This is a genomic window from Dyella koreensis, from assembly GCF_044904565.1.
Lineage (GTDB): Bacteria > Pseudomonadota > Gammaproteobacteria > Xanthomonadales > Rhodanobacteraceae > Dyella_D > Dyella_D koreensis.
Map to the genome: position 1 here is coordinate 1,184,398 of NZ_JADIKD010000012.1, position 21,787 is coordinate 1,206,184.

Annotated in this window: 22 protein-coding genes; 11 read left to right on the plus strand and 11 right to left on the minus strand. The window is 63.8% G+C overall.

Annotated elements, in window-relative coordinates; genetic code table 11:
- Positions 1 to 24: 24 nt before the first annotated feature.
- The 3 genes from ISS97_RS20355 to ISS97_RS20365 all read left to right on the plus strand — a co-directional run bounded on the left by ISS97_RS20355 (position 25) and on the right by ISS97_RS20365 (position 2,663).
- The gene (locus ISS97_RS20355) at positions 25 to 1,035 is read left to right on the plus strand and encodes a methionine ABC transporter ATP-binding protein (protein WP_379984354.1); all 1,011 of its coding nucleotides are present in this window, start codon (positions 25 to 27) and stop codon (positions 1,033 to 1,035) included.
- The gene (locus ISS97_RS20360; protein WP_379984353.1) at positions 1,032 to 1,715 is read left to right on the plus strand and encodes a methionine ABC transporter permease; all 684 of its coding nucleotides are present in this window, start codon (positions 1,032 to 1,034) and stop codon (positions 1,713 to 1,715) included. The genes ISS97_RS20355 and ISS97_RS20360 overlap by 4 nt, the downstream gene beginning before the upstream one ends.
- 147 nt (positions 1,716 to 1,862) lie before the next feature.
- Positions 1,863 to 2,663 carry a MetQ/NlpA family ABC transporter substrate-binding protein gene (locus ISS97_RS20365; RefSeq protein ID WP_379984352.1) on the plus strand — a complete coding sequence of 267 codons (801 nt, stop codon included), beginning with the start codon at positions 1,863 to 1,865 and terminating at the stop codon, positions 2,661 to 2,663.
- A 57-nt stretch (positions 2,664 to 2,720) separates the two neighbouring features.
- On the opposite strand, the gene pncB is transcribed toward ISS97_RS20365, so the two are convergent.
- A complete protein-coding gene (gene pncB / locus ISS97_RS20370) occupies positions 2,721 to 3,914 on the minus strand; it encodes a nicotinate phosphoribosyltransferase (RefSeq protein ID WP_379984351.1) in 1,194 nt (397 codons plus the stop codon).
- A gap of 603 nt (positions 3,915 to 4,517) precedes the next feature.
- Here pncB and ISS97_RS20375 point away from each other — a divergent pair.
- Positions 4,518 to 5,330: a cytochrome c gene (locus ISS97_RS20375; RefSeq protein WP_379984350.1), complete on the plus strand. Its 813-nt coding sequence runs from the start codon at positions 4,518 to 4,520 to the stop codon at positions 5,328 to 5,330.
- Between the two features lie 73 nt (positions 5,331 to 5,403).
- Here the strand turns inward: ISS97_RS20375 and ISS97_RS20380 are convergent, their stop codons facing one another.
- The 4 genes from ISS97_RS20380 to ISS97_RS20395 all read right to left on the minus strand — a co-directional run bounded on the left by ISS97_RS20380 (position 5,404) and on the right by ISS97_RS20395 (position 8,994).
- The gene (locus tag ISS97_RS20380; RefSeq protein ID WP_379984349.1) at positions 5,404 to 6,687 is read right to left on the minus strand and encodes a dicarboxylate/amino acid:cation symporter; all 1,284 of its coding nucleotides are present in this window, start codon (positions 6,685 to 6,687) and stop codon (positions 5,404 to 5,406) included.
- A gap of 95 nt (positions 6,688 to 6,782) precedes the next feature.
- The gene (locus ISS97_RS20385; protein ID WP_379984348.1) at positions 6,783 to 7,805 is read right to left on the minus strand and encodes an aminopeptidase; all 1,023 of its coding nucleotides are present in this window, start codon (positions 7,803 to 7,805) and stop codon (positions 6,783 to 6,785) included.
- Between the two features lie 72 nt (positions 7,806 to 7,877).
- A complete protein-coding gene (locus ISS97_RS20390; protein WP_379984347.1) occupies positions 7,878 to 8,273 on the minus strand; it encodes a lipoprotein in 396 nt (131 codons plus the stop codon).
- A 115-nt stretch (positions 8,274 to 8,388) separates the two neighbouring features.
- Positions 8,389 to 8,994: a rhomboid family intramembrane serine protease gene (locus tag ISS97_RS20395; RefSeq protein ID WP_379984346.1), complete on the minus strand. Its 606-nt coding sequence runs from the start codon at positions 8,992 to 8,994 to the stop codon at positions 8,389 to 8,391.
- 408 nt (positions 8,995 to 9,402) lie between these two features.
- Here ISS97_RS20395 and ISS97_RS20400 point away from each other — a divergent pair, with 408 nt between their 5' ends.
- Positions 9,403 to 10,287, plus strand: a complete 885-nt coding sequence (locus ISS97_RS20400; protein WP_379984345.1) for a PhzF family phenazine biosynthesis protein — start codon at positions 9,403 to 9,405, stop codon at positions 10,285 to 10,287.
- Positions 10,284 to 10,760 (plus strand): YaiI/YqxD family protein, encoded by a 477-nt coding sequence (locus ISS97_RS20405; RefSeq protein WP_379984344.1) that lies wholly within the window; start codon positions 10,284 to 10,286, stop codon positions 10,758 to 10,760. Before ISS97_RS20400 ends, ISS97_RS20405 begins: the two co-directional genes overlap by 4 nt.
- Positions 10,761 to 10,879: 119 nt before the next feature.
- Here the strand turns inward: ISS97_RS20405 and ISS97_RS20410 are convergent, their stop codons facing one another.
- On the minus strand, positions 10,880 to 11,758 hold the full coding sequence (locus ISS97_RS20410; RefSeq protein ID WP_379984343.1) for an NAD(P)-dependent oxidoreductase: 879 nt from the start codon (positions 11,756 to 11,758) through the stop codon (positions 10,880 to 10,882).
- A 64-nt stretch (positions 11,759 to 11,822) separates the two neighbouring features.
- The gene (locus tag ISS97_RS20415) at positions 11,823 to 13,001 is read right to left on the minus strand and encodes a BaiN/RdsA family NAD(P)/FAD-dependent oxidoreductase (protein ID WP_379984342.1); all 1,179 of its coding nucleotides are present in this window, start codon (positions 12,999 to 13,001) and stop codon (positions 11,823 to 11,825) included.
- A 110-nt stretch (positions 13,002 to 13,111) separates the two neighbouring features.
- On the opposite strand from ISS97_RS20415, the gene ISS97_RS20420 reads away from it, so the two are divergent.
- Positions 13,112 to 13,594 (plus strand): YajQ family cyclic di-GMP-binding protein, encoded by a 483-nt coding sequence (locus tag ISS97_RS20420; RefSeq protein ID WP_379984341.1) that lies wholly within the window; start codon positions 13,112 to 13,114, stop codon positions 13,592 to 13,594.
- Between the two features lie 40 nt (positions 13,595 to 13,634).
- Here ISS97_RS20420 and ISS97_RS20425 read toward each other — a convergent pair whose 3' ends face one another.
- Both ISS97_RS20425 and ISS97_RS20430 read right to left on the minus strand, forming a co-directional pair.
- Positions 13,635 to 14,312, minus strand: coding sequence for a DUF1345 domain-containing protein (locus ISS97_RS20425; RefSeq protein ID WP_379984340.1), 678 nt, complete (start codon positions 14,310 to 14,312; stop codon positions 13,635 to 13,637).
- Between the two features lie 82 nt (positions 14,313 to 14,394).
- On the minus strand, positions 14,395 to 14,673 hold the full coding sequence (locus ISS97_RS20430; protein ID WP_379984339.1) for a GNAT family N-acetyltransferase: 279 nt from the start codon (positions 14,671 to 14,673) through the stop codon (positions 14,395 to 14,397).
- Between the two features lie 152 nt (positions 14,674 to 14,825).
- Here ISS97_RS20430 and ISS97_RS20435 point away from each other — a divergent pair, with 152 nt between their 5' ends.
- Together ISS97_RS20435 and ISS97_RS20440 are read left to right on the plus strand one after the other, a co-directional pair.
- Positions 14,826 to 15,251 (plus strand): OsmC family protein, encoded by a 426-nt coding sequence (locus ISS97_RS20435; RefSeq protein ID WP_379984338.1) that lies wholly within the window; start codon positions 14,826 to 14,828, stop codon positions 15,249 to 15,251.
- A gap of 87 nt (positions 15,252 to 15,338) precedes the next feature.
- Positions 15,339 to 16,157, plus strand: a complete 819-nt coding sequence (locus tag ISS97_RS20440; protein ID WP_379984337.1) for a dioxygenase family protein — start codon at positions 15,339 to 15,341, stop codon at positions 16,155 to 16,157.
- Between the two features lie 290 nt (positions 16,158 to 16,447).
- Here ISS97_RS20440 and ISS97_RS20445 read toward each other — a convergent pair whose 3' ends face one another.
- Positions 16,448 to 17,542: a 3-deoxy-7-phosphoheptulonate synthase gene (locus tag ISS97_RS20445; RefSeq protein WP_379984336.1), complete on the minus strand. Its 1,095-nt coding sequence runs from the start codon at positions 17,540 to 17,542 to the stop codon at positions 16,448 to 16,450.
- Between the two features lie 291 nt (positions 17,543 to 17,833).
- Here ISS97_RS20445 and ISS97_RS20450 point away from each other — a divergent pair, with 291 nt between their 5' ends.
- Entirely contained in the window at positions 17,834 to 18,757 is a 924-nt protein-coding gene (locus ISS97_RS20450; RefSeq protein ID WP_379984335.1) for an oxygenase MpaB family protein, read from the plus strand.
- A 378-nt stretch (positions 18,758 to 19,135) separates the two neighbouring features.
- Here the strand turns inward: ISS97_RS20450 and ISS97_RS20455 are convergent, their stop codons facing one another.
- Positions 19,136 to 19,600, minus strand: a complete 465-nt coding sequence (locus tag ISS97_RS20455; protein WP_379984334.1) for a VOC family protein — start codon at positions 19,598 to 19,600, stop codon at positions 19,136 to 19,138.
- A gap of 147 nt (positions 19,601 to 19,747) precedes the next feature.
- On the opposite strand from ISS97_RS20455, the gene ISS97_RS20460 reads away from it, so the two are divergent.
- Positions 19,748 to 21,619, plus strand: a complete 1,872-nt coding sequence (locus ISS97_RS20460) for a 3'-5' exonuclease (RefSeq protein WP_379984333.1) — start codon at positions 19,748 to 19,750, stop codon at positions 21,617 to 21,619.
- Positions 21,620 to 21,787 lie beyond the last annotated feature (168 nt).

The following is a 21,787-nucleotide window of genomic DNA, read 5'->3' on the forward strand; positions in this document are numbered from 1 at the left end:
CCCGGTCACTGTCCAAGGCCCGTCGTGATCCGCTTTGTCGATGTCCACAAGTCCTACCGCGTCGACGGCAAGGACCTTCCCGCCCTGCAGCCCTTTAGCCTGGACATCGCCGATGGCGAGGTGTTCGGCATCATCGGGCATTCCGGTGCGGGCAAGTCCACGCTGATCCGCCTGATCAATCTGCTGGAACGCCCCAGCGGCGGCCGCATCCTGATCGGCGATACCGACATGACCGCGCTGGGTGACGCCGAGCTGCGCGCACAGCGCCGGCGCATCGGCATGATCTTCCAGCACTTCAACCTGCTGTCCTCACAGACGGTCACCGACAATATCGCCTTCCCGCTGCGCCTGGCCGGCGAGCGTGACGCGGCAAAGATCCGTGCCCGCGTAGACGAGCTGCTGCAGCGCGTAGGCTTGACTGCGCACGCCAATAAATACCCTTCGCAGCTTTCGGGCGGCCAGAAGCAGCGCGTAGGCATCGCCCGCGCGTTGGCCAATCGGCCGTCCATCCTGCTCTGCGATGAGGCCACCAGCGCGCTCGATCCGCAAACCACCGCCTCGGTGCTGGAACTGCTGGCCGAGATCAACCGCGAACTGAAACTCACCATCGTGCTGATCACGCATGAGATGGATGTGGTACGCCGCGTTTGCGATCGCGTTGCCGTGCTGGACGCAGGCCGCATCGTCGAGCATGGCTCGGTGGCCGACGTGTTCCTGCATCCCACGCATCCCACCACGCGACGCTTCGTCAATGAGGCATTGCCGGAAGAAGCCGCTGGCGAACATGCGCTGTATGCGCACATTCCCGGCCGCATCCTGCGCCTGTCCTTCCGCGGCGAAGCCACCTGGACACCAGCGCTGGGTCGCGTGGCGCGCGAAACCGGTGTGGATTTCAACATCCTTGCCGGCCGCGTCGACCGCATCAAGGACCTGCCCTACGGCCAGCTCACCCTCGCCATGCAGGGTAACGGCGTGGACGCTGCGCTCGCCACGCTGCGCGAAGCCGGTATCGAAATCGAGGAGCTCGCGCGATGACCGCCCCTTTCCTGCAAAGCCTGTTTCCCAATATCGACGACTGGGCGGAAATCGGCCACGCCTGCATCGATACCCTGCTGATGCTCGGCGGCTCGCTGCTGCTCACCGTGCTGATCGGCCTTCCACTGGGTGTGCTGCTCTACCTCACCGGCAAGGGCCAGCTACGCGCCATGCCCAAGCTGTACGCCGCACTGTCGCTGGTAGTGAATGTGCTGCGCTCGATCCCCTTCATCATCCTGATGATCGTGCTGATGCCGCTGACCTATGTGCTGGTGGGCACCAAGCTCGGCATCCGCGGCGCCATTCCGCCGCTGGTGATCGGCGCCGCACCGTTTTTCGCCCGCCTGGTGGAAACCGCGCTACGCGAAGTGCAACAAGGCGTGATCGAAGCGAGCCAGGCGATGGGTGCCAGCACCTGGCAGATCGTGCGCCACGTGCTGTTGCCCGAGGCGCGCGGCGGCCTGATCGCCGGCACCACCGTCACCGCCATCGCCCTGGTCGGCTATACCGCCATGGGTGGCGCCATCGGCGCGGGCGGCCTGGGCGACCTGGCCTATCGCTACGGCTACCTCAGCTACAAATCCGACTACATGCTGGTCACCGTGATCCTGCTGATCGTGCTGGTGCAGCTCCTGCAAATGCTGGGCGACCGCATCGTGACCCGCTACACCCGGCATTGAAGTCTTTGTAGGAGCCCACCCTGTGGGCGAAAGCCCTGCGCAGCTGGGCCGTTTCGCCCACAGGGTGGGCTCCTACCATCAAGTACCTTGCTTTGCTTTCAGCGGTATGGACGGCTATTCTGATGCACCGCATCAAGAGCCGTCGCCATGAAGAAGCTGCTCGTCGCCCTTGCCGCCCTGCTTGCGCTGGCCGGCTGCTCGTCATCCAACTCCGGTAGCAGCAGCGACAGCCAGAAGCTCGTCGTGGCCGCCACGGCCGTGCCGCACGCGGAGATCCTCAAGCAGGTCAAGCCGCTGCTGGCGAAGGAAGGCGTGGAGCTGGAGATCAAGGTCTTCGCCGACTACGTGCAGCCGAACACACAGGTGGCGGAGAAGGCGATCGACCTCAACTACTTCCAGACCAAGCCCTATCTGGACGAATTCAATCGCCAGCGTGGCACCAATCTCACCATCGTCACCGGCGTGCATATCGAGCCGTTCGGCGCGTACTCGCGCAAGCTCAAGAGCATCGATCAACTTCCGGACGGCGCCACCGTCACTCTGCCCAACGACCCGAGCAACAACAGCCGCGCCCTGCTCCTGCTGGCGCGCCACGGGCTGATTACGCTCAAGGATCCGAACGACGAGCTGGCTACGCAGAAGGACATCACGGCCAACCCGAAGCACCTCAAGTTCCGCGAGCTGGAAGCCGCCATGCTGCCGCGCACGCTGGACGAGGTGGACCTGGCCCTGATCAACACCAACTACGCGCTGGCCGCCGGCCTCAATCCGACCAAGGATGCGCTACTGATCGAGGGCAAGGATTCGCCCTACGTGAACTACCTGGTCGGCCGCCCCGACAACAAGGACGACCCGCGCGTGCAGAAGCTGGCCAAGGCGCTGACCAGTCCGGAAATAAAAGCTTTCATCGAGCAGAAGTACCAGGGTGCCGTGCTGCCGGCGTTCTGAGTCCATCTGCGCATAGAGAAAAAACGCCGGGTGATGCCCGGCGTTTTTGTTTGCATCTCAGGCCGCTTCATCTACCGGCTGCGGAATCTCGAACACCTGGCGCAGGTAGGTCACGTATGCCTTGTCCTCGCACATGTTCTTTCCCGGCGAGTCACTGATCTTGGCGACCGGCTGGCCGTTGCAGCGGACCATCTTGATCACGATGTTGAGCGGCGTCGGCCCCACGTCGTTGGTGAGATTGGTGCCCACACCGAAAGCAAGCAGGCAGCGTTCGCGGAAGTGTGTGTACAGCTGCATTACCTTGGGAATGTCCAGACCGTCGCTGAACACCAATACCTTGCTGCGCGGGTCGACGCGATTCGAACGATAGTGCGCCAGCACCCGCTCGCCCCAGGCGAAGGGATCGCCCGAATCATGCCGGGTCCCGTCGAACAGCTTGCAGAAGTACATGTCGAAATCGCGCAGGAAGGCACTGAGGCCGTACACATCCGATAGCGCAATACCGAGATCGCCGCGGTATTCCTTGGCCCAGGTTTCCAGCGCCGCCACCTGCGAGTCTCGAAGACGCGGCCCCAGCGCCTGATGCGCCTGCAGGTACTCGTGCGCCAGCGTACCCAGCGGCGTCAGGCCCAGCTTCCACGCCAGCCACACATTGCTGGTACCGGCGAGCTGCGACCCGAGCGTATCGCGCAGGGTCGTCGCCACCTCCTGATGCCATTGGCGTGAGAAACGCCGACGCGAACCGTAATCGGCAATCCTGCAGCCGTCGTAGCCTGGGGTGTCACGCAGCAAGGCGATCTTGTTCTTCAGGCGCTGCCGCCCTTCCGCCATATCCAGCTCCGGCTGGGTGTTGCGGAAGTACACCTCGTTGACGATGGAAAGCAGCGGCACTTCGAACAGAATGGTGTGCAGCCATGGCCCGATAATGCGGATCTCGATCTCGCCGTTGCCGCTGGCCGCCGGCGAGATATCCACATACTTGGCATTGAGCTGGAACAGGCCGAGGAAGTCGACGAAGTCACTCTTGATGAAACGCCAGCTGCGCAGATAGTCCAGCTCTTCCGGCGTGAAGCGAAGACTGCACAAGGCATCCAGCTCGGCGCGGATCTCGTCGATGTAAGGCACCAGGTCCACGCCGGGGTTGCGGCATTTGAAACGGTACTCGACCTGCGCGGCCGGATAGTGGTGCAGCACCACCTGCATCATCGAAAACTTGTACAGGTCGGTGTCGAGCAACGAGGTGATGATCATCGGTGACTCACGCGGGAGGAGGAAGCACACGCCCTGGTGTGTTCCGTTGATTATCCGCGTGCGATGCACGTTTACGCGAGCCCTGGAGCCTGCCCTCATAGTCCGCATGGCCCGCGCCAGGATCCGTTTGTTCGCAGGGCAAGGAAGAGCGAGGGCGTGTACGTCCGTACACAACCGAGCGATGACGCCGCCATGCGGGCAAACGGACCTGGCCCGGAGGGTTGAGTTGCTGTGGGCGCCATGCGGCGGCGCGCGGCTTGGCCTGACAGCCAGTCAGGCGCTGCGCCACGCACCACCACCTGACGCCCACAGCAACTCAACGCGGGCTATGCGGACTATGAGGGCAGGCTCCAAAGTAAAAACCCCGGTAGCCAGGGGAGTAGCTACCGGGGTTCTGTCAGGCCGTCCCCCACAAAGAGGGGGAGAAAAGGGGGCGGCCCCCGACAACGCGTTAAAGCTACGTCATCTCATGTCGCCTCACGGCGATACGGGTAGTTAGTGTGGTCGCTGCGATACAAGTTCAAGGGCTCATCGGAACGGTTCAGCTTTCCGCCAGCTTAGGGCAACGCCACTACAATGCCGCGGTTTCCACTGGAGTCCGCCATGCCCCTGTTGCGTTGCCTGTGCCTGCTCGCCCTGATGATCGCCCTGCCCGCTGGCGCCGCGGAATTGAAGGTGGATCTGGGTAACGGTTTACAAACATTCGACGGCGCGCAGCTCGTCGCACGCAAGGATGCCCGCGACATCGCCATTCCCGCCGACGTCGCCTATAAGCGCGCCACGCGCTATCGCGCCGTACCGCTTAAGTCGCTGCTTGCCGGCATCGGCCCGAAGGATCATCTGCAATTCGTCGCCAGCGATGGCTTCGCCGCGGAAATTCCCGCCGCGTTGATTCTTGATACGCATGGCGCCGAAGCGTGGCTCGCAGTAGAAGATCCCAAGCAGCCCTGGCCAGTTCTGCCCGGGAAGAACGTCAGCGCAGGCCCGTTCTACGTTGTGTGGACGCAACCCGAGGCAGCGCGGATCGGCCCGGAACAATGGCCTTACCAACTCGCCTCGATCCGCAAGCTCGATGATGTCGCCGCGCGCTTTCCGTCGATCGTGCCCGCGGCTTCGCTGCCAGCGAACAGCCCGGTGCGGCATGGCTTCGAGGTATTTCAGCGCAACTGCTTCGCCTGCCACACCCTCAACGGTGAGGGCGATGCGCGGCTGGGACCGGATCTGAATATCCCGCACAACCCCACCGAGTACCTGCGCGCCGACCTGCTGCGCGCCTATGTGCGCGATCCGCAATCACTGCGTCACTGGCCCCAGGCCAAGATGCCGGGCTTCAGCGCCAGCGTGTTGAGCGAGGGCGACCTCGATGCCTTGCTGGCCTATCTGCGCCACATGGCCGGCCGCAAACACACCCCGTAGGAGCACACCCTGTGCGCGAGAGGCCCTGCGATAGCAGGGTCGCTTTGAATACGATGACGTGAGGAGCGCGGCGCTAACGCGCCGTTTCGCCCACAGGGTGGGCTCCTACGCCGAGCTGATCCACACCGCGGTTATAGACGTCCATATCCAGCAGCCCCTGCTCGCGCGCCACCAACACCGGCACCAGCATCTGGCCGGTGACATTGGTCATGGTGCGCATCATGTCGAGCACGCGGTCGATCGCCACCAGATAGCCGATGCCTTCCACCGGCAAACCGGCTGAACTCAACACCAGCGTCACCATCACGGTCGCGGTGCCCGGCACACCTGCCGTGCCGAACGAACCCAGCACCGAAGCCAGCAGGATCACAAAGTACTGCGCCGGCTCCAGATGCAGACCGAAGTACTGCGCCACGAAGATCGAACTGATCGCGGGATAGATCGCCCCGCAGCCGTCCATCTTGATACTCGCGCCGAGCGGCACGGCAAAGGCGGCGTATTCCGGTGCCACGCCCAGATTCTGCGTCACGCTGCGCAGGGACACCGGCATCGAGGCGAAGCTGGACGAGGACGTGAAGGCCACCTGCATCGCCGGCAGCACACCGCGGAAAAACCGGCGCGGGCTCAGGCCATGCGTCAGCAGCAGGCCGCCGTAAACCAGCAGGATCTGCACACCGCAGGCGAGATACAGCGCCAGCACGAATTTACCCAGCGGCAACAGCTTCTCGAAACCGTAGCCACCCACCAAGGCCGCAATCAGGCCGAAGGTACCGATCGGCGTCACCTCCAGCACGAAGCGTGTGACCTGGATCATCGCGTCGTTGGCTTCACCCAACAGCTCACGCAGACGCGCAGACTTCTCGCCGATCTTCACCAGCGCCAGGCCCAACAGGCCAGCGAAGAAAATCACCTGCAGGATCTTGCCTTCGGTCAGCGCCTTGAACGGATTGGTCGGCACCACATCCAGCAGTACCTTCACCGGCGACGGCACTTCTTTCACTTTGTAGTCACTGGCCATCGCCAGCTCACCCACGCCCAGGCCGGGATTGGTGAGATGCGCCACCAGCAAGCCCACGCCTACCGCCAGCGTCGCGGTGATCGCGAACCAGAGGAAGGTACGCCCGCCCAGCGCAGCCATGCGCTGTACGCCATGCAAGCTGGCAACACTGTTGACCACGGCGAAGAACACCAGCGGCACGGCGATCATCTTGATCAGCGAGATATACACATCGCCCAATGGCTGGAACCAGGTCACCGACGCCGGCCCGCATAGCCAGCCTGCCAGCGCGCCCAGCACGAAGCCCGCAAGCACGCGCTTCCAGAAACGAATGCCAAGCCACCAGGAAACCAGCCTCACTGCCCTACTCCAACCGCGCGAAAGGCTCCGACCATACACCGGGAACAGCCATCCATACGGCCAAATCGCAACACAGCGTTCGCGACAGCGAACGATCAGCCACCGCGATGCGCGATGTCAGTTTCACCAGCCAACCGCTTGAGTGCCTGATCCCGTTGCGATTTGGGGAGCTGTCCGAGCTGCCGCACTTCGGCGTAGAACGCCGGCCACTGCGCGTCGGCCTGGTGAAATAGAGCAGCGAAAGCGGGCTTCCACTGGTCGTAGAGGCCAAACGGCAGCAGGCGCGCGTTATTGATCGGCGCGGCGACCCACGCGTCGTAACGATGACGCTTTGGCCAGCCCTGATCGCGCCACACCTCGTAACGCTGGCGGAAATCGGCGATCTCGCGCTGCTTGCCTGTCTCCATGATCGCCTCATCGCCCCCGCTGGCATACAGCTTCTTGAGTCGGTCGCGCAGGTCCAGCACCAGCCGGGTGAAGGCGTCGTCCATCGCCTGAGCTTCACCGTCCTGCGCCGGCAATCCACGCGACTCGCGCCATTCGCGCAAGCCCTGCTCCTGCACGAAGCTGGCAAAGGACTCGTTGAAGGCGCTGTCGTCCTTCACGTAGATCAGCTGATGGGCCAGCTCGTGGAAGATCGTGCCGGCCAGTTCGTCGTCATCCCAGCGCAGCATGCTGCTGAGGATGGGATCGGCGAACCAGCCCAGGGTGGAGTACGCCGACACTCCACCTACGTAGACATCGTCACCGCCCGTTTTCAGCCGCACCGCCTCGGCCCGGGCTTTGGTTTCATCGAAGTAGCCGCGGTAGGCCACGCAACCGGCGACGGGAAAACAGTGCCGCACCGCCTCCACCGAATAGCGCGGCGTGGCGAACACGTTCCACACCACGTAAGGGCGATGCAGATCGACATAGCGGGTATAGCTGCGGTTGTCCGGCAGTCCGAGTTCGCGCGAAGCGAAGCGCCTTGCCTGTTGCGACAACGCCAGGCGACTTGCCAGCTTGCGGTCGGTGACCGGATCAGCCACCACCGTCTCCACCGAACGCTGCCGCAGCACCAGCTCGCTCTGCCCACGCGCCACATGCGCGTAATAACACCCGGATAGCAAAAGGCTCATCGCCGTGACAGCGATGAGCCTTGCGAGCCCTTGTTGCAGCATGGGGAGAGCCATGCCGCGATTGTGCCGGCCTTAGTGGCCGCGGTCACCCCAATGCCCGCCTCCGCGCCCGCCGCGCCCGCCGTTCCAGTTGCCGCGGTGGCCGCCGTCGCCCCGGCCGCGCCAGCCATTGCCGCCGCGCCAGCCGCCGCGATCCCAATAGCGGTCGTGATCATGCCAGCGCGATCCGCCATACCACACGCCGCCAATGCCCACCGTCACCGGCGGTCCATAGCAACAGCCGTAGTAGCCGCCGTAATAGCCGGGCGCGTAGTAACCATCGTCATACACCACGGTGGAGCCGCTGCCGTAATAGGCATCGCCCGCATAGGTGGAGCTGCGGACATAGCTGTAACCCGGGTCGTAATAACAGCCCGACAGCGCCGCGGTGGCGACAAGCAGGGTCAGGCCGGCAAGCAGACGTTTCATGACACACCCCATATGGGATCACGTCATTACGCTAGGCCCGATGGATTGAATGCGGACTGAGTACAACCTGACCACCCAGCGGGCATTTACTCGCCATCCATCTCGTTGCGTGGCGTCAGAAGCGCGGCTGCGAAAGCTGGGCCAGGAAGTGCGAAATAATGTCCGGACGGATTATCACGGTGAACGCGATACCGAACGCCGCACCCCACAAATGCGCACTGTGATTGACGTTGTCGCGTGCCTGGCGGTCCATATAGATCGAATACGCGACGTAGAGCACTGCGTAGATGATCGCCGGCATCGGAATCACAAACACGATGATGCGCGACCATGGTGCCAGCAGGATGTAGGCAAACAGCACGGCCGACACGGCCCCCGAGGCGCCAAGGCTTCGGTAGTTCGCGTTGTGCCGGTTCTGCAGATAGGTCGGCAGGATCGATATCACCAGCGCGCCGATATAGAACAGCGCAAAGCCCATGGTGCCCAGCTGCGCGCTGTAAAACCCCTCCATCACGCGCCCGAAGAAAAACAGCGTGATCATGTTGAACAGCAAATGCCCGAAATCCGCGTGGATCAGCCCGTAGGTCACCAGCCGGTGGTACTCGCGCTGCTTCTCGATCGCCGGTGGCCACAGGATCAGATCGTCCATCAGGCGGCGGTTGTTGAACGCCATGAACGAGACGATGCAGGTGATGGCGATGATGAGCAGGGTGATCAACATGTACGTTTCCCGAAAGAGCCTGTTTAGTGTCTTTGAATGGCCCGCGCCGGGATCTGTTTGCGCGCAGGCCAAGGAAGAACGAAGGAGTGTACGTCGGTACACGACTGAGTGATGACGCCGGCCTGTGGGCAAACAGACCCGGCCCGGAGGGTTGCTGTTGAGTGGCTGCCATGCGGCAGCGCGCGGCTTGACCTGGCAGCCAGCCAGATGCTGCGCCACGCGCTACCACCTGACAGCCACTCAACAGCAACGCGGGCCATTCAAAGACACTAAACAGGCTCGGTAAGACAGGTACGGCAAAGCGGGCATCTTGGCCGCACGGCCGGCGCTTGTCGACCTCACCCCCGTCGCCAAGCCGAGTATGATGCGCGGCTTCCGCGCTTCCCCCCCGCGACCATCACCGCTTCCATGCCCCCCATTCGCTATTTGCATCTGGACGTCTTTGCCGCTTCCTACGGCGGCGGCAATCACCTCGGCGTCGTGACCGACGCCACCGGCTGGAGCGACGCGCAAATGCAGCGCTTCGCCCGCTGGACCGACCTGGTCGAAACCACCTTCCTGCTGCCGCCGAGCGACCCCAAGGCCAGCTACCGCGTGCGTATCTTTACGCCGCAGAAGGAAATTCCCTTTGCCGGTCACCCCAGCATCGGCAGCGCGCACGCGGTGCTCGAATGCGGCCTGGCCACCCCGCGCGACGGCTTGCTGTGGCAGGAATGCGGCGCTGGCATCCTGCCGATCCGCATTGAGGGTGAAGGTACGGCGCGGCAGTTGCTGCTGCAATCACCCAAGGCCACTGTGGAAAAAACCGGCGCGGATGCACATCCCCTGCTCGGCGCAGCCCTTGCCGGCATCGCGCTGGGGCAATTGCCGCCCGCCTACGTCGCCGGTGGCCGCCACTGGTGGCTGGCCGAATGCGCCGATGAGGCCAGCCTGCGCGCCTGGCAGCCCGACCACGCCGCCATCGGCGCCCTGGCCAAAGCCACCGACAGCCTTGGCCTGTGCGCCTTTGCCCGCAGCAGCCACCCGGACTACCAGCTCGTCGTGCGCGCCTTCCCGGCCGGCGTCGGCATCGTGGAGGACCCCGCCTCCGGCGCTGCCAACGGCCTGATCGCCGCCTATATCGCCCATGCCGAACCGCAAGGCCTTCTCGCTGCCGGCTACACCGTGAGCCAGGGTCGCGAGATCGGCCACGACGCCAGCCTGCTGGCGCACATCATCGATGGCGTGGTCTGGATCGGTGGGCGCACGCATACCGTGGTCGACGGCCGCTTGAACTGGAGCGGCGACGTTTGAACGCCGACGCGCAGATCTGGGTCGACGCCGACGCCTGCCCGGTGGCGATCAAGGAAATCCTGTTTCGCGCCGCCGAGCGCGAACAGGTTCCGGTCACCCTGGTCGCCAACCAGTTCCTGCGCACGCCCCCTTCGCGCTTTGTCCGCGCACTGCAAGTGCCCGGCGGCTTCGATGTGGCGGATAACGAGATTGCCCAGCGCGTCACCGCGGACGATCTGGTCATTACCCAGGACATTCCGCTGGCCGCGCAGGTGATCGCCAAGGGCGCACTCGCCATGCACCCGCGCGGCGAGTTGTACACGCGCGACACCATTGCCCAGCGGCTGGGCATGCGCAATTTCATGGAAGAACTGCGCGGCGCCGGTGTCGATACCGGCGGCCCTGCCGCTTTCCACGCACGCGACAAACAGGCGTTCGCCAATCAGCTCGACAGCTGGCTCGCCCAACTTCGCCAGGCGCGCAAAAACCCGTAGGAGCGCACCCTGTGCGCGAAAGTCCCCCGCGTTAGCGGGGGCCGATCTTCTCTCGTGTGGCAAAAAACGGCCCCGCTGGCGCAGGGCTTTCGCGCACAGGGTGCGCTCCTACAATGCGCTTAGCGATCTAAGCCGGCGCGGCGTGCAGCGACCATCGCCAGCGCCGCCCAATCCACATCCTCATCACCGGCCGCCAGGGTTTCCAGCAGACTGTCCCGCAGCACGCTGGCGAATGGCAGCGGCACACGCGCGGCATCACCTGCCGCAAGCGCGAGATTGATGTCCTTGTAGCCCAGCGGCAACGCGAAGCCCGCCGGCTTGTAGCGCTGCTCGGCGATCAGCTGTCCATACCCTTTGTAAACCGGCGTGGCGAACAACGTTCCCGTCATCAGCCCAAGGAAGTCAGCCGCTTCGACGCCATGCGCACGCGTCAGTGCCACCGCTTCGGCCATGCTCTCGATAGCGGCGCCGATCATGAAGTTGCCGGCGATCTTCACCACATTGGCGCGTTCGGGCTCGTCACCCATCGGCCAGATGCCGCCCCCCATTGCCTCCAGCAGCGGACGCACACGCTCGAGCACGGCCGCCTTGCCGCCCACCACGATATTCAACTTGCCCGCCGCCGCCACGTCAGGGCGACCGAATACCGGTGCGGAGAGATAATCCAGACCGCGTTCCGCATGCGCCGCGGTCAACTCCTTGGCCAATGCCACCGACACCGTCGCGTGATTGACATGCACAGCACCGCGATCCATCGCATCGAGCAGGCCGCTATCGAGGATCACCTCGCGCACAGCGCGATCGTTCGCCAACATGCTGAACAGCACATCGCCCTGCGCGGCACGATCCGGTGTGCGGGCTAGCTTCGCGCCCAGCGATACCAGCGATTCGGCAGCCTGCGGCGAACGGTTCCACACCGTTACCGTATGTCCCGCCTTGATCAGGTTGCTGGCCATGGCGCTACCCATGGCACCCAGGCCGATAAATCCAACTTTCATGCGTACACCTCGTTCGCTGCCAAGCACATCACCTTGCTCCATCTGGGGTGCAAGGCGTGTGGATTCAAACCACCTGCCCAGCCGCCTGTCCTGAAGCCCATGCCCACTGGAAGTTGTAGCCGCCAAGCCAGCCGGTGACATCCACCACTTCGCCGATGAAATACAAGCCGGGCACTAACTTCGATTGCATCGTGCTGGATGACAAGCCATCGGTATCCACGCCACCTAGCGTGACTTCCGCGGTGCGATAACCTTCGGTGCCGCTGGCGACAATCGGCCAGTCATGCAGTTGCGCGGCGATCTGGTTCAATTCGGCTTCACGGTACTGCTTCATCGGACGGCTCTCGAACCACAACTCGCACAGGCGCTGCGCGAGCCGCTTGGGCAAGGCATCAGCCAGTACGTTCTTCAGTTCCATCGCCGGCCGTGCTGCGCGTTGCGCATTGAGCCAGTCGGCCATGTCCAGCTCGGGCAACAAATCGATGCGCAGATCGTCGCCCGGCTGCCAGTACGAGGAAATCTGCAGGATCGACGGCCCACTGATGCCGCGATGCGTAAACAACAGGCCGGCACGGAACGAACGCTTGCCCACGCGCGCCGATACCTGCGGTAGCGCCAAGCCAGCGAGATCCTGATAGCGTTCCTGATGCTTGCCGCTCAATGTCAGCGGCACCAGCCCTGCACGCGTGGGCAGCACCTGGTGCCCGAACTGCCGCGCCAGCTCGTAACCGAAGCCCGTGGCGCCCATGCTGGGAATCGACAAGCCGCCGGTCGCAATCACCAGCGACGCCGCATGCACTTCACCGCGCGCGGTGCGCACGCTGAAACCTTCCTCGCTCTTGCTTACCCGCTCCACGCCGCAACTGGTCTCGATACGTACGCCGGCCTGCGCGCATTCGTCCAGCAGCATGCGCACGATCAACTTGGAGGACTCGTCGCAGAACAACTGACCGAGCTCCTTCTCGTGATACGCAATGCGATGCTTTTCCACCAGCTCGATGAAATCCGCCGGCGTGTAGCGCGCCAGGGCGGACTTGGCGAAATGCGGATTGGCCGAGAGATAGCTCGCCGGCGTCACGCCGGTATTAGTGAAATTGCAGCGGCCGCCACCCGACATCAGGATCTTCTTGCCGACCTTATTGGCATGATCCACCACCAGCACCTGCCGCCCGCGCTGCCCGGCCGCGATGGCGCACATCAGCCCGGCCGCACCCGCGCCGATCACCAGCACATCCACCTTCACGCCATCACCCGCATACCCACTCCGGCCGCCGCCCCGAAAACATTGAGGGCGGATTATCCCCCACTTACATCGCTTACACTTACCCGCCTGCCTTCCTATCGAGAAACGCCATGCCTTCCTTCGACGTTGTTTCCGAAGTCGACAAGCACGAGCTGACCAATGCCGTCGACCAGGCCAACCGCGAACTGACCAGCCGCTTCGACTTCAAGGGCACCGACGCGAAGTTCGAGCTGGACAAGTTCGAGATCACCCAGAGCGCGCCCAGCGAATTCCAGCTGCAGCAGATGCTGGACATCCTGCGCGGCCGCCTTACCTCGCGGAAGATCGACATCCGCGCGCTCGACATCGCCGCCCCGGAAACCAACCTCGGCGGCGCGCGCCAGAAAGTCACGGTGAAGCAAGGCATCGAGCAGCCGGTGGCGAAGAAACTGGTGGCCGCGCTGAAAGAGGCCAAGCTCAAGGTCGAGGCGCAGATCAACGGCGACAAACTGCGCGTCACCGGCAAGAAGCGCGACGACCTGCAGCTGGCCATGGCCGTGCTGCGCAAGGCCGATATCGAGCTACCGCTGCAGTTCGACAATTTCCGCGATTGATCACGCCCCTCCCCCTGTCCGCAGGGGGAGAAAAGCATCGTCAGGCCTGACCGGCCACCACGTTCACGCTCAACGCAATGATGAACACGTTGAAGAAGAACGCGATCACGCTATGCAGCAGCGCCACGCGGCGCAGATAACGGCTGGTGATCTGCACGTCGGAGACCTGGAAGGTCATGCCGATCACGATGGCGAAATACGCGAAGTCCCAGTAGTCCGGCTGCGGCGTATCCGGAAACTCCAGCCCCTCGTGGTTCTTGCCGAAATCGCCGTAGTAGCCGTGCGCGTAGTGCATGGCGAACATGGTGTTCATGAACAGCCAGGACAGCACGATGCTCGCGGCCGCCAGCGCAATAGTGGCCATGCCGCCCTGCTTGCCGCCGTGCAGCTCCGCGCCCAGTGACACCATCACCACCGCGGTGAGCACAATGCCGCTCCACAGGAATCCCCAGCGCCCCGTATCCTGCGCACGCGCCTGGCAGCGCATTAGCGCCGGGGTTGCACGAGTGAACAGCACGGCGAGCAGAATCAGATAGACCAGTGCGGCCAAGTCGAAGCCGAGCAGCAAGGCCATCGAGGAACGCACACCGCTGGCATACAGCACCGCCACGGCCAGCACAAAGACCACCGTCGACGCCATCAGGCGCGGCCGCGCCCTCAGGTTATGGAAGCGGCGATGCGAACGCTCGGTCGGCGTGTCCTGACTCGCGCTGTTCATGCCTGTTCCCCACACAAAACGACACACATCGCCCGCACTCCCAATTCAACTGTCAATGCACAGGATGATAGCCATAACGTTCTCAACCGAGGCGCAGATCGTCGTATTCGGGATGGCGCCGCATCCACGCTTCCGCGTAGGAACATGCGGGCACCACTTTCCAATGCTCGCGACGCGCATGCTCCAGTGCGGTTTTCACCAGACTCGCCGCAATGCCGCGACCACCGACCGCCTCAGGCACCAAGGTATGGGTGATGGTCATCACACCATGCGCCAATGTGTAGTCGAGCACGCAGAGCAAACCTTCCACCTCGGTCTCGAAGCGGCGATCGGCGAGTTGGTGGCGGATATCGAGGGTCATGACGGCTCCACGGGCGGCACAAAGCCGACAGCATAGGCCATGTCCCGGATCCCGGTGTGCTAAGCCGCCGCGCGCCGCCTAGACAATACATTCGCATTCCCTGCATGCCGCGCTGCGCACACTGCATGCTCCCCCACGCAGGAAACCAGCCCATGAAACGCTCCGCCTCCGCCGCCTGGAGCGGCGACCTCAAGCATGGCCAAGGCCAGATCTCCACCGAAACCGGCGTGCTGCGCGATGCGCCCTACGGCTTCCGCGCCCGCTTTGAAGACGGCCCAGGCACCAACCCGGAAGAGTTGCTCGGCGCCGCGCACGCCGGCTGCTACACCATGGCGCTCGCTGCCGGCCTCGGCCAAGCCGGCTTCACCGCCGACCATATCGACACGCGCGCCGTAGTCACGCTGGACAAGGAAGGCGACGGCTTCGCCATCACCACCGTGGAACTTACCTGTCGCGCCAGGGTGCCGAAGATCGATACCGCCGCCTTCGACCAGATCGCCCAGGCAACCAAGCTCGGCTGTCCCGTATCGAAAGTGCTCAAAGCAAAAATCAGCCTGGATGCCGCGCTGGACAACTGAGCAAGTCATCCACGCGCATGCCGGTGCGTTTCCGTTTCAACGTGCCGGCTCGCCGCACGCATCTCCGTCACGACAGAGCACCCATCGATGCCTGCATGGAATCGCCGCCAATTTGTCCAGGCCTGCCTCGGCGCATTCGCCGCATCGCAGGTTTCACGCGTGCGCGCCCTGCCCGATGGCCGCAGCGCTTGCCGCCTCAGTGCGGAGCAAACCGAAGGGCCGTATTACCTCGACCGCGCCCTGCTGCGGCAGGACATCACCGAAGGCAAGCCCGGCCTGCCGCTGAGCCTGCAATTCGAAGTGCTCGATGTACGTACTTGCAGGCCGCTCGCCGGCACCACCCTGGAAATCTGGCACTGCGATGCGCAAGGCGCCTATTCCGGCTTCAGCGGCATGGGTGGTGGTATGCCGCCACCGCCGGGACCGCCGCCCGGCGGCGCGCTGCACGGCCCGCCACCGCGTGGCGATCATGGCCCGGGCGGACATCCGCTGATGTCGCATCCCACCGACCAGCTCACCTTCCTGCGCGGCGTGCAGATCGCCGATGTGCGTGGACGCGTGGCATTCCGCAGCATTTTCCCGGGCTATTACGCGGGCCGCTGCAACCACATCCACCTGAAACTGCATGTCGGCGGACAGGCCGCGGACGGCCACTATCGCGGCGGCCATACGGTGCATACCGGGCAACTATTTTTCAGCGAAGCAGACAGTCTTGCGGCGATGGCGCTGCCTGCCTATCAGCGCCATGGCCTTGAACGCATGACGCTGCAACAGGACAACGTCTACACCACCCAGCACGGCGATCAATCCATCGCCACGCTGCTGCCGCCCGATGGCGATGCACCGCGCATCGCCCGGCTCACACTCGCCATCGATCCAACCCAGCAGAGCCGCGAAGGGTCCTAGGGCCCCTCTGATCGATTCCACGCAGGCGTCACCATAGCTGTTTGCGCGCAGATCGCCGTTGCGCTGCCGATGGCAGACTGGCCGTCTGTTGAGGCAGCATGGCGGTGAGCTGCGCGCAAACAGCCATGGCCCTCACTTAATAAATTCAATGACAGGGTGATATCCAGCAAGGGCGCTGCCGCCGCCGCGTGGCGAAGCGCCTGACTGGCCGTCAGGTCGAGCCACGCGGCGGCGGCAGCGCCCTTGCTGGATATCATGACGCCTGCGTGGAATCGATCAGAGGGGCCCTATCAACCCACCGCCTGCTGCAGTCGAACCGCCACGCCAGAGCCGGCGCGGCGGCGACGCACCGCATCGGCCAATCGCTCCAGCACGCGCACCGAGCTGTCCCAATCGATGCAGCCATCGGTGATGCTCTGGCCGTAACGCAGCGGCTGGCCCTCCACCAGATCCTGGCGTCCGCCGACCAGATGGCTTTCCACCATCACGCCGATAACGCGCCGCTCATCGGCTTCGATCTGTTCCGCGATGTCATCGATGACACGTGGCTGGTTCTCGGGCTGCTTGGCGCTGTTGGCGTGGCTCGCATCGATCATCACCCGCGCAGGCAACCCCGCGCGCACCACGGCATCGCAAGCGGCATCGACGCTCGCCGCGTTGTAATTCGGCAGCTTGCCGCCGCGCAGGATCACATGGCAGTCGCCGTTGCCGGTGGTGCTGGCGATAGCCGTCTGGCCGTCCTTGGTCACCGCCATGAAATGATGTGGCTGCGACGCCGCCTGCACCGCATCCACCGCGATCTTCACGTTGCCGTCGGTGCCGTTCTTGAAACCCACCGGACAAGACAGGCCGGAAGCGAGTTCGCGATGCACCTGGCTCTCCGTGGTTCGCGCACCGATCGCACCCCACGCGACCAGATCGGCGATGTACTGCGGAGTGATCATGTCGAGGAACTCACAGCCCGCCGGCACGCCCAGATCGTTGATATCGCACAGCAGCTTGCGCGCGAGACGCAGGCCCTTGTCGATCTGGAAACTGCCATCGAGATCCGGATCGTTGATCAGGCCCTTCCACCCCACCGTGGTGCGCGGCTTCTCAAAATACACACGCATCACGATCTCCAGCGTATCGGCGAAGCGTTCGCGCTGTGCCGCCAGCCGGCCGGCGTACTCCAACGCGGCGGCGGTATCATGGATCGAGCACGGCCCGATCACCACCACCAGCCGGTCGTCCTGCCCGGCAAGAATGCTGTGCACGGCATCGCGTGCGTTGGCCACCGTGTCGGCGGCATGTTCGGTGGCCGCGCAATCACGCATCACCTGCGCCGGGGTACTCAGCGTGGTGATGGCGCGGATGCGCAGGTCGTCGGTGGTCTGTCGGGTCACGGCTTGCTCCTGGTGGGGTTCCAGTGGCGGCCATGAAAAAAGCCGCCAGTGGAGGCTGGCGGCTTTCAGGGATGCGGTTTGATCTACTTAACTTACGATCGCGCCCCTACTTCCGCCAACGGCATCGGATAGCCGTAAAACCAAAAATAATAGCGGGCGGAGGTGAGGTTCATGGCGTGTAGTGATAACACACAGTTCGAACGATGCAAACCCCACCGCCGCATTTGGCCTTCCAAATCGGTATCCATTGAAACCACCGGCCGGGATGTCGCGCAACGATAGAATCCCGTCATGCCCTCCCCACTGCATCTGCTGACCCACCCCGCCCGCGAACCCATCCGCCGTTGGGTACTGAGTGCCTTTCCCCGCAATGGCGGCGGCACCATCGACTACGACCACCCCATCGGTGACCCCGGTCTGTTCGGCCCCGACAGCGCCACCTGGCGCATCCATTCCGACTTTCCCGGCATGCTCGCCGGCGGCCTCGCCGCGCTGATGCTGCAAACCCTCCACCCACTGGCCCTGGCCGGCGTGTGGGACCACTCCAACTTCCGCGAAGACCTGCTCGGCCGCCTGCGCCGCACCACCGCCTTCGTCGGCGGCACCACCTACGCCCCGCGCGAACAGGCGGAGCAACTGATCGAACGCGTCAAACACATCCACGCCCAAGTCATCGGCCACGCCGAAGACGGCCGCCCCTACGCCGCCGACGATCCCCACCTGCTCACCTGGGTCCACGTCACCGAAGCCCACAGCTTCCTGCAAGGCTACCGCCGCTTCAGCCACATCCACCTGCCCACCGGCGCCGCCGACCGCTACTACGACGAAGCACGGCGCATCGCCGAAGCACTCGGCGCACGCGACGTACCCGCCTCCGAAGCGGAAGTCACCGCCTACTTCCGCCAGATGCGTTCCGAACTGATCTACAGCGAGCGCTCACGCGTCGTACTCGACGTGCTTTCCCGCGTACGCCTGCCCGTTCCTATCGCCGGCCTTTCGCGCGACATCTTCCTGCTAGCCGGCGCCGCCCTGTTACCCGAATGGGCCGAACGCCTCCTTCAACGGACACCACTGCAGCGCGCACAGGCGCGATTGGCATCGCGCGCCTTGTGGTCCGTATCGCCGGTATTCCGCGTGGCACTGAAAGACGGCATCGCCAGCCGCGCTTGCACGCGCATGGGCGTTGCCAGCGACCAGCTTCACAGCTGGCCGTGAAGGCTAAACGGCCTATCGTTATCTCAAGTACTCACCCCACCCCAACCCTCCCCTGCGAGCAGGGGAGGGGCAAAGAGCCAAACGAAGAAAACCATCCCGAGGTCTGGCACTGGAAAAGGCGAGGCTACAGAGCCCACCGCTTGCTCTCAGGCCATTTCTCTTTGGTTACTTTCTCTTTGGGCCAGCAAAGAGAAAGTAACTCGGGCGCCGGCAGGCGTCCGAAATGCCCGCTGCATAAGCGGCCAGGGCACGCAGACGCGACAACCGGGCGACAACGCCACTGGATCCCTGCCTACGCAGGGATGACGAGTTAGGAGGGATATCGCAAGAACCGCCTCCCCAGCTCTCTCCCAGAGGGAGAGGGAGCAAAATGCCAAATCACCCCTCCACCATCATCGCGTCATACCTCCTCTGCATCTCCTCAGGACTCACCTTCTCGATACTGTGCCCAATCAACCACTCATGCCCAAACGGATCGCGCACGGTCCCCCCACGCTCCCCATAAAACGCATCCGCCGCCGGCCGCACCAACGTCCCACCCGCCTCCACCGCCCGTGCCAGCATCACATCCGCGTTATCGACATGCAGATGGATCGACACACTCGTGCCGCCAATGCTCTGCGGCCCCACGATGCCGCACTCCGGATACTCGTCCGACACCATGATCACCGCCGGCCCCAGCTCCAGTTCCGCATGGCCGATGCGCCCAGTGCCGGGTTCAATGAGCTGATAGCGCAGCCGGGCGCCGAAAGCCTGCTGGTAATAGGCCAGCGCCTCCTTGGCGTTCCTGACGCGCAAATAGGGGAAAACCTCGTGGACGGTGGAAGCAACCTGGGTATCCATGGACCGACTCCGTGATGGGTTCGCTGGGAATGATGTGCCCGCCAGCAAGCGCCGTCTTGTAGAAAATCCAAGTGAAAGCCCGTCGCAGCGCGGATTGACACGGCCCCGCGATCCGTTAACGTCGCCGCATCCCGCAAGGAGGCCCCGGTGGCGACGCTTATTCCAACCCGAAACAGCTGCCTGTCGCGGATGACCAGCGGCGAAAAGCGCTTATCCGAGCGCCTGGAGCAGAAGCTCGAAGACGATTACCTGCTGTGGTACGACGTGCCGGTCGGCCCCAAGCAGCGCCGTCCCGATTTCATCGTGTTCCACCCGCGCCGCGGTCTGCTGGTGTTGGAAGTGAAGGATTGGAAGCCGGACACCATCCAGCAGGCCGACCCCACCCTGTTCACCCTGCTCACCGGCCGCAGCAGCGTGAAGGAGCACAACCCGCTGATGCAGGCACGCGACTGCGCCAGCGAGGTCTACAAGGTCCTGCAGCACGACCCCGCGCTGCGCCATCCGCCTGGCCATCACTACGAGGGCAAGCTGCTGATGCCGTGGGGCTATGGTGTGGTGCTGTCCAATATCAGCCGCAAGAACTACATCGCGGGCGGACTGGAAGCGGTGATCCCGCCGCATCTGGTGATCTGCCAGGACGAGATGTACGAATCGGTCGAGGCCGAGGATTTCCAGGAACGGCTGTGGGCGATGTACCCGCAGGTCTTCCCCACCGCGCTTACCCTGCCGCAGATCGATCGCGTGCGCTGGCACCTGTTCCCCGAGATCCGTGTCGAGCCGGGTTCCGGCCAGTTCGGCCTGTTCGACCGCGCCACCGGCGGCGCAGTGAACAAGGTGGAGATCCCCGACCTGATCAAGGTGATGGACGCGCAACAGGAGCAATTGGCGCGCTCGCTCGGCGACGAGCACCGCATCATCCACGGCGTCGCCGGCTCTGGCAAAACGATGATCCTCGGTTTCCGCGCCATGGCGTTGGCGCGTGCGCTGAACAAGCCGATCCTGGTGCTCTGCTACAACAAGACGCTGGCCGCGCGGCTGGACCAGCTGATGGGCGAACGCGGCCTCAGCGACAAGGTGCAGGTGTACAACTTCCACAAGTGGTGCCGCAGCATGCTCACGGCCTACCACGTGCCCTTGCCGCCCGAAGGACGCGACTTTTTCGATGCGCTGCCGCCCGCCGTGATCGAAGGCGTGGACAAGGGCCAGATCCCGCGCTTCCAGTACGGCGCCGTGCTGATCGACGAAGGCCACGATTTCGAACCGGACTGGTACAAGCTGATCGTGCAGATGATCGATCCCAACACCAATTCGCTGCTGGTGTTGTACGACGACGCGCAAAACATCTACGGCAAGGCCAGCCGCAAGCAGATCAGCTGGAAAAGCCTGGGCGTGCAAGCGCAAGGCCGCACCACCATCCTCAAGCTCAACTACCGCAACACGCTGGAAATCCTTTCCGTTGCACGCGGCTTTGCCAACGAACTGCTGCTGGGCCGCGACGAGGAAGACGACGGCGTGCCACTGATCGCGCCCGAAAGCGCCGGCCGCCGCGGCGCTCTGCCGGAGCTGATCCGCGTCGAACGCACCGAAGACCAACTCCCCGCCATCATCGACCGCCTGCGCGACGAACGGACGCTCGGTCGCCCGCTGTCGGACATGGCCGTCATCTTCCGCAACATGTGGGAAGGCGAACGGTTGCACGAAGCACTCAAGCGCGCCGACATCCCCAGCCGCCTCGCCGAAGGCAACGGCAAAACCGCCCTCTTCGTCGCCGACGACACCGTCAAACTCGTCACCATGCACTCCAGCAAAGGCCTGGAATTCCCCCTCGTCATCATCCCCGGCCTCGGCTCACTCCCCATGCCCGGAAAAGACGAAGCCGAAGAAGCCCGCCTCCTGTACGTCGCCATGACACGCGCCACCGAACGGCTGGTGATGATCCATCACGCGGACTCGGTCTTCAGCGCACGCATCCGCAACTCGATCAATGACGTGCAAGGACAATTGGGCGCCATGGCCTGAAAAAAAACTTCCAAACGTCTGGCACTGGAAAAGGCGCATCTACAAAGCACGCCGCCTGCTCTCAGGCCATTTCTCTTTGGTTACTTTCTCTTGACTCCGGGCATCCATGCCCTCCGCCCTTCGGGCCAGCTGCGCTGTTCGCACCCGCTCCTGCGGGTGCGTGGGCCA

What these genes read in the sequence shown, in the direction of transcription:
- ISS97_RS20420 (WP_379984341.1), top strand. Translation starts at nt 13,112, where the DNA reads ATGCCTTCCTTCGACGTTGTTTCCGAAGTCGACAAGCACGAGCTGACC.
- ISS97_RS20360 (WP_379984353.1), top strand. Translation starts at nt 1,032, where the DNA reads ATGACCGCCCCTTTCCTGCAAAGCCTGTTTCCCAATATCGACGACTGG.
- ISS97_RS20400 (WP_379984345.1), top strand. Translation starts at nt 9,403, where the DNA reads ATGCCCCCCATTCGCTATTTGCATCTGGACGTCTTTGCCGCTTCCTAC.
- ISS97_RS20455 (WP_379984334.1), bottom strand. Translation starts at nt 19,600, where the DNA reads ATGGATACCCAGGTTGCTTCCACCGTCCACGAGGTTTTCCCCTATTTG.
- ISS97_RS20440 (WP_379984337.1), top strand. Translation starts at nt 15,339, where the DNA reads ATGCCTGCATGGAATCGCCGCCAATTTGTCCAGGCCTGCCTCGGCGCA.
- ISS97_RS20450 (WP_379984335.1), top strand. Translation starts at nt 17,834, where the DNA reads ATGCCCTCCCCACTGCATCTGCTGACCCACCCCGCCCGCGAACCCATC.
- ISS97_RS20430 (WP_379984339.1), bottom strand. Translation starts at nt 14,673, where the DNA reads ATGACCCTCGATATCCGCCACCAACTCGCCGATCGCCGCTTCGAGACC.
- ISS97_RS20410 (WP_379984343.1), bottom strand. Translation starts at nt 11,758, where the DNA reads ATGAAAGTTGGATTTATCGGCCTGGGTGCCATGGGTAGCGCCATGGCC.
- ISS97_RS20385 (WP_379984348.1), bottom strand. Translation starts at nt 7,805, where the DNA reads ATGAGCCTTTTGCTATCCGGGTGTTATTACGCGCATGTGGCGCGTGGG.
- ISS97_RS20395 (WP_379984346.1), bottom strand. Translation starts at nt 8,994, where the DNA reads ATGTTGATCACCCTGCTCATCATCGCCATCACCTGCATCGTCTCGTTC.
- ISS97_RS20375 (WP_379984350.1), top strand. Translation starts at nt 4,518, where the DNA reads ATGCCCCTGTTGCGTTGCCTGTGCCTGCTCGCCCTGATGATCGCCCTG.
- ISS97_RS20390 (WP_379984347.1), bottom strand. Translation starts at nt 8,273, where the DNA reads ATGAAACGTCTGCTTGCCGGCCTGACCCTGCTTGTCGCCACCGCGGCG.
- ISS97_RS20435 (WP_379984338.1), top strand. Translation starts at nt 14,826, where the DNA reads ATGAAACGCTCCGCCTCCGCCGCCTGGAGCGGCGACCTCAAGCATGGC.
- pncB (WP_379984351.1), bottom strand. Translation starts at nt 3,914, where the DNA reads ATGATCATCACCTCGTTGCTCGACACCGACCTGTACAAGTTTTCGATG.
- ISS97_RS20425 (WP_379984340.1), bottom strand. Translation starts at nt 14,312, where the DNA reads ATGAACAGCGCGAGTCAGGACACGCCGACCGAGCGTTCGCATCGCCGC.
- ISS97_RS20365 (WP_379984352.1), top strand. Translation starts at nt 1,863, where the DNA reads ATGAAGAAGCTGCTCGTCGCCCTTGCCGCCCTGCTTGCGCTGGCCGGC.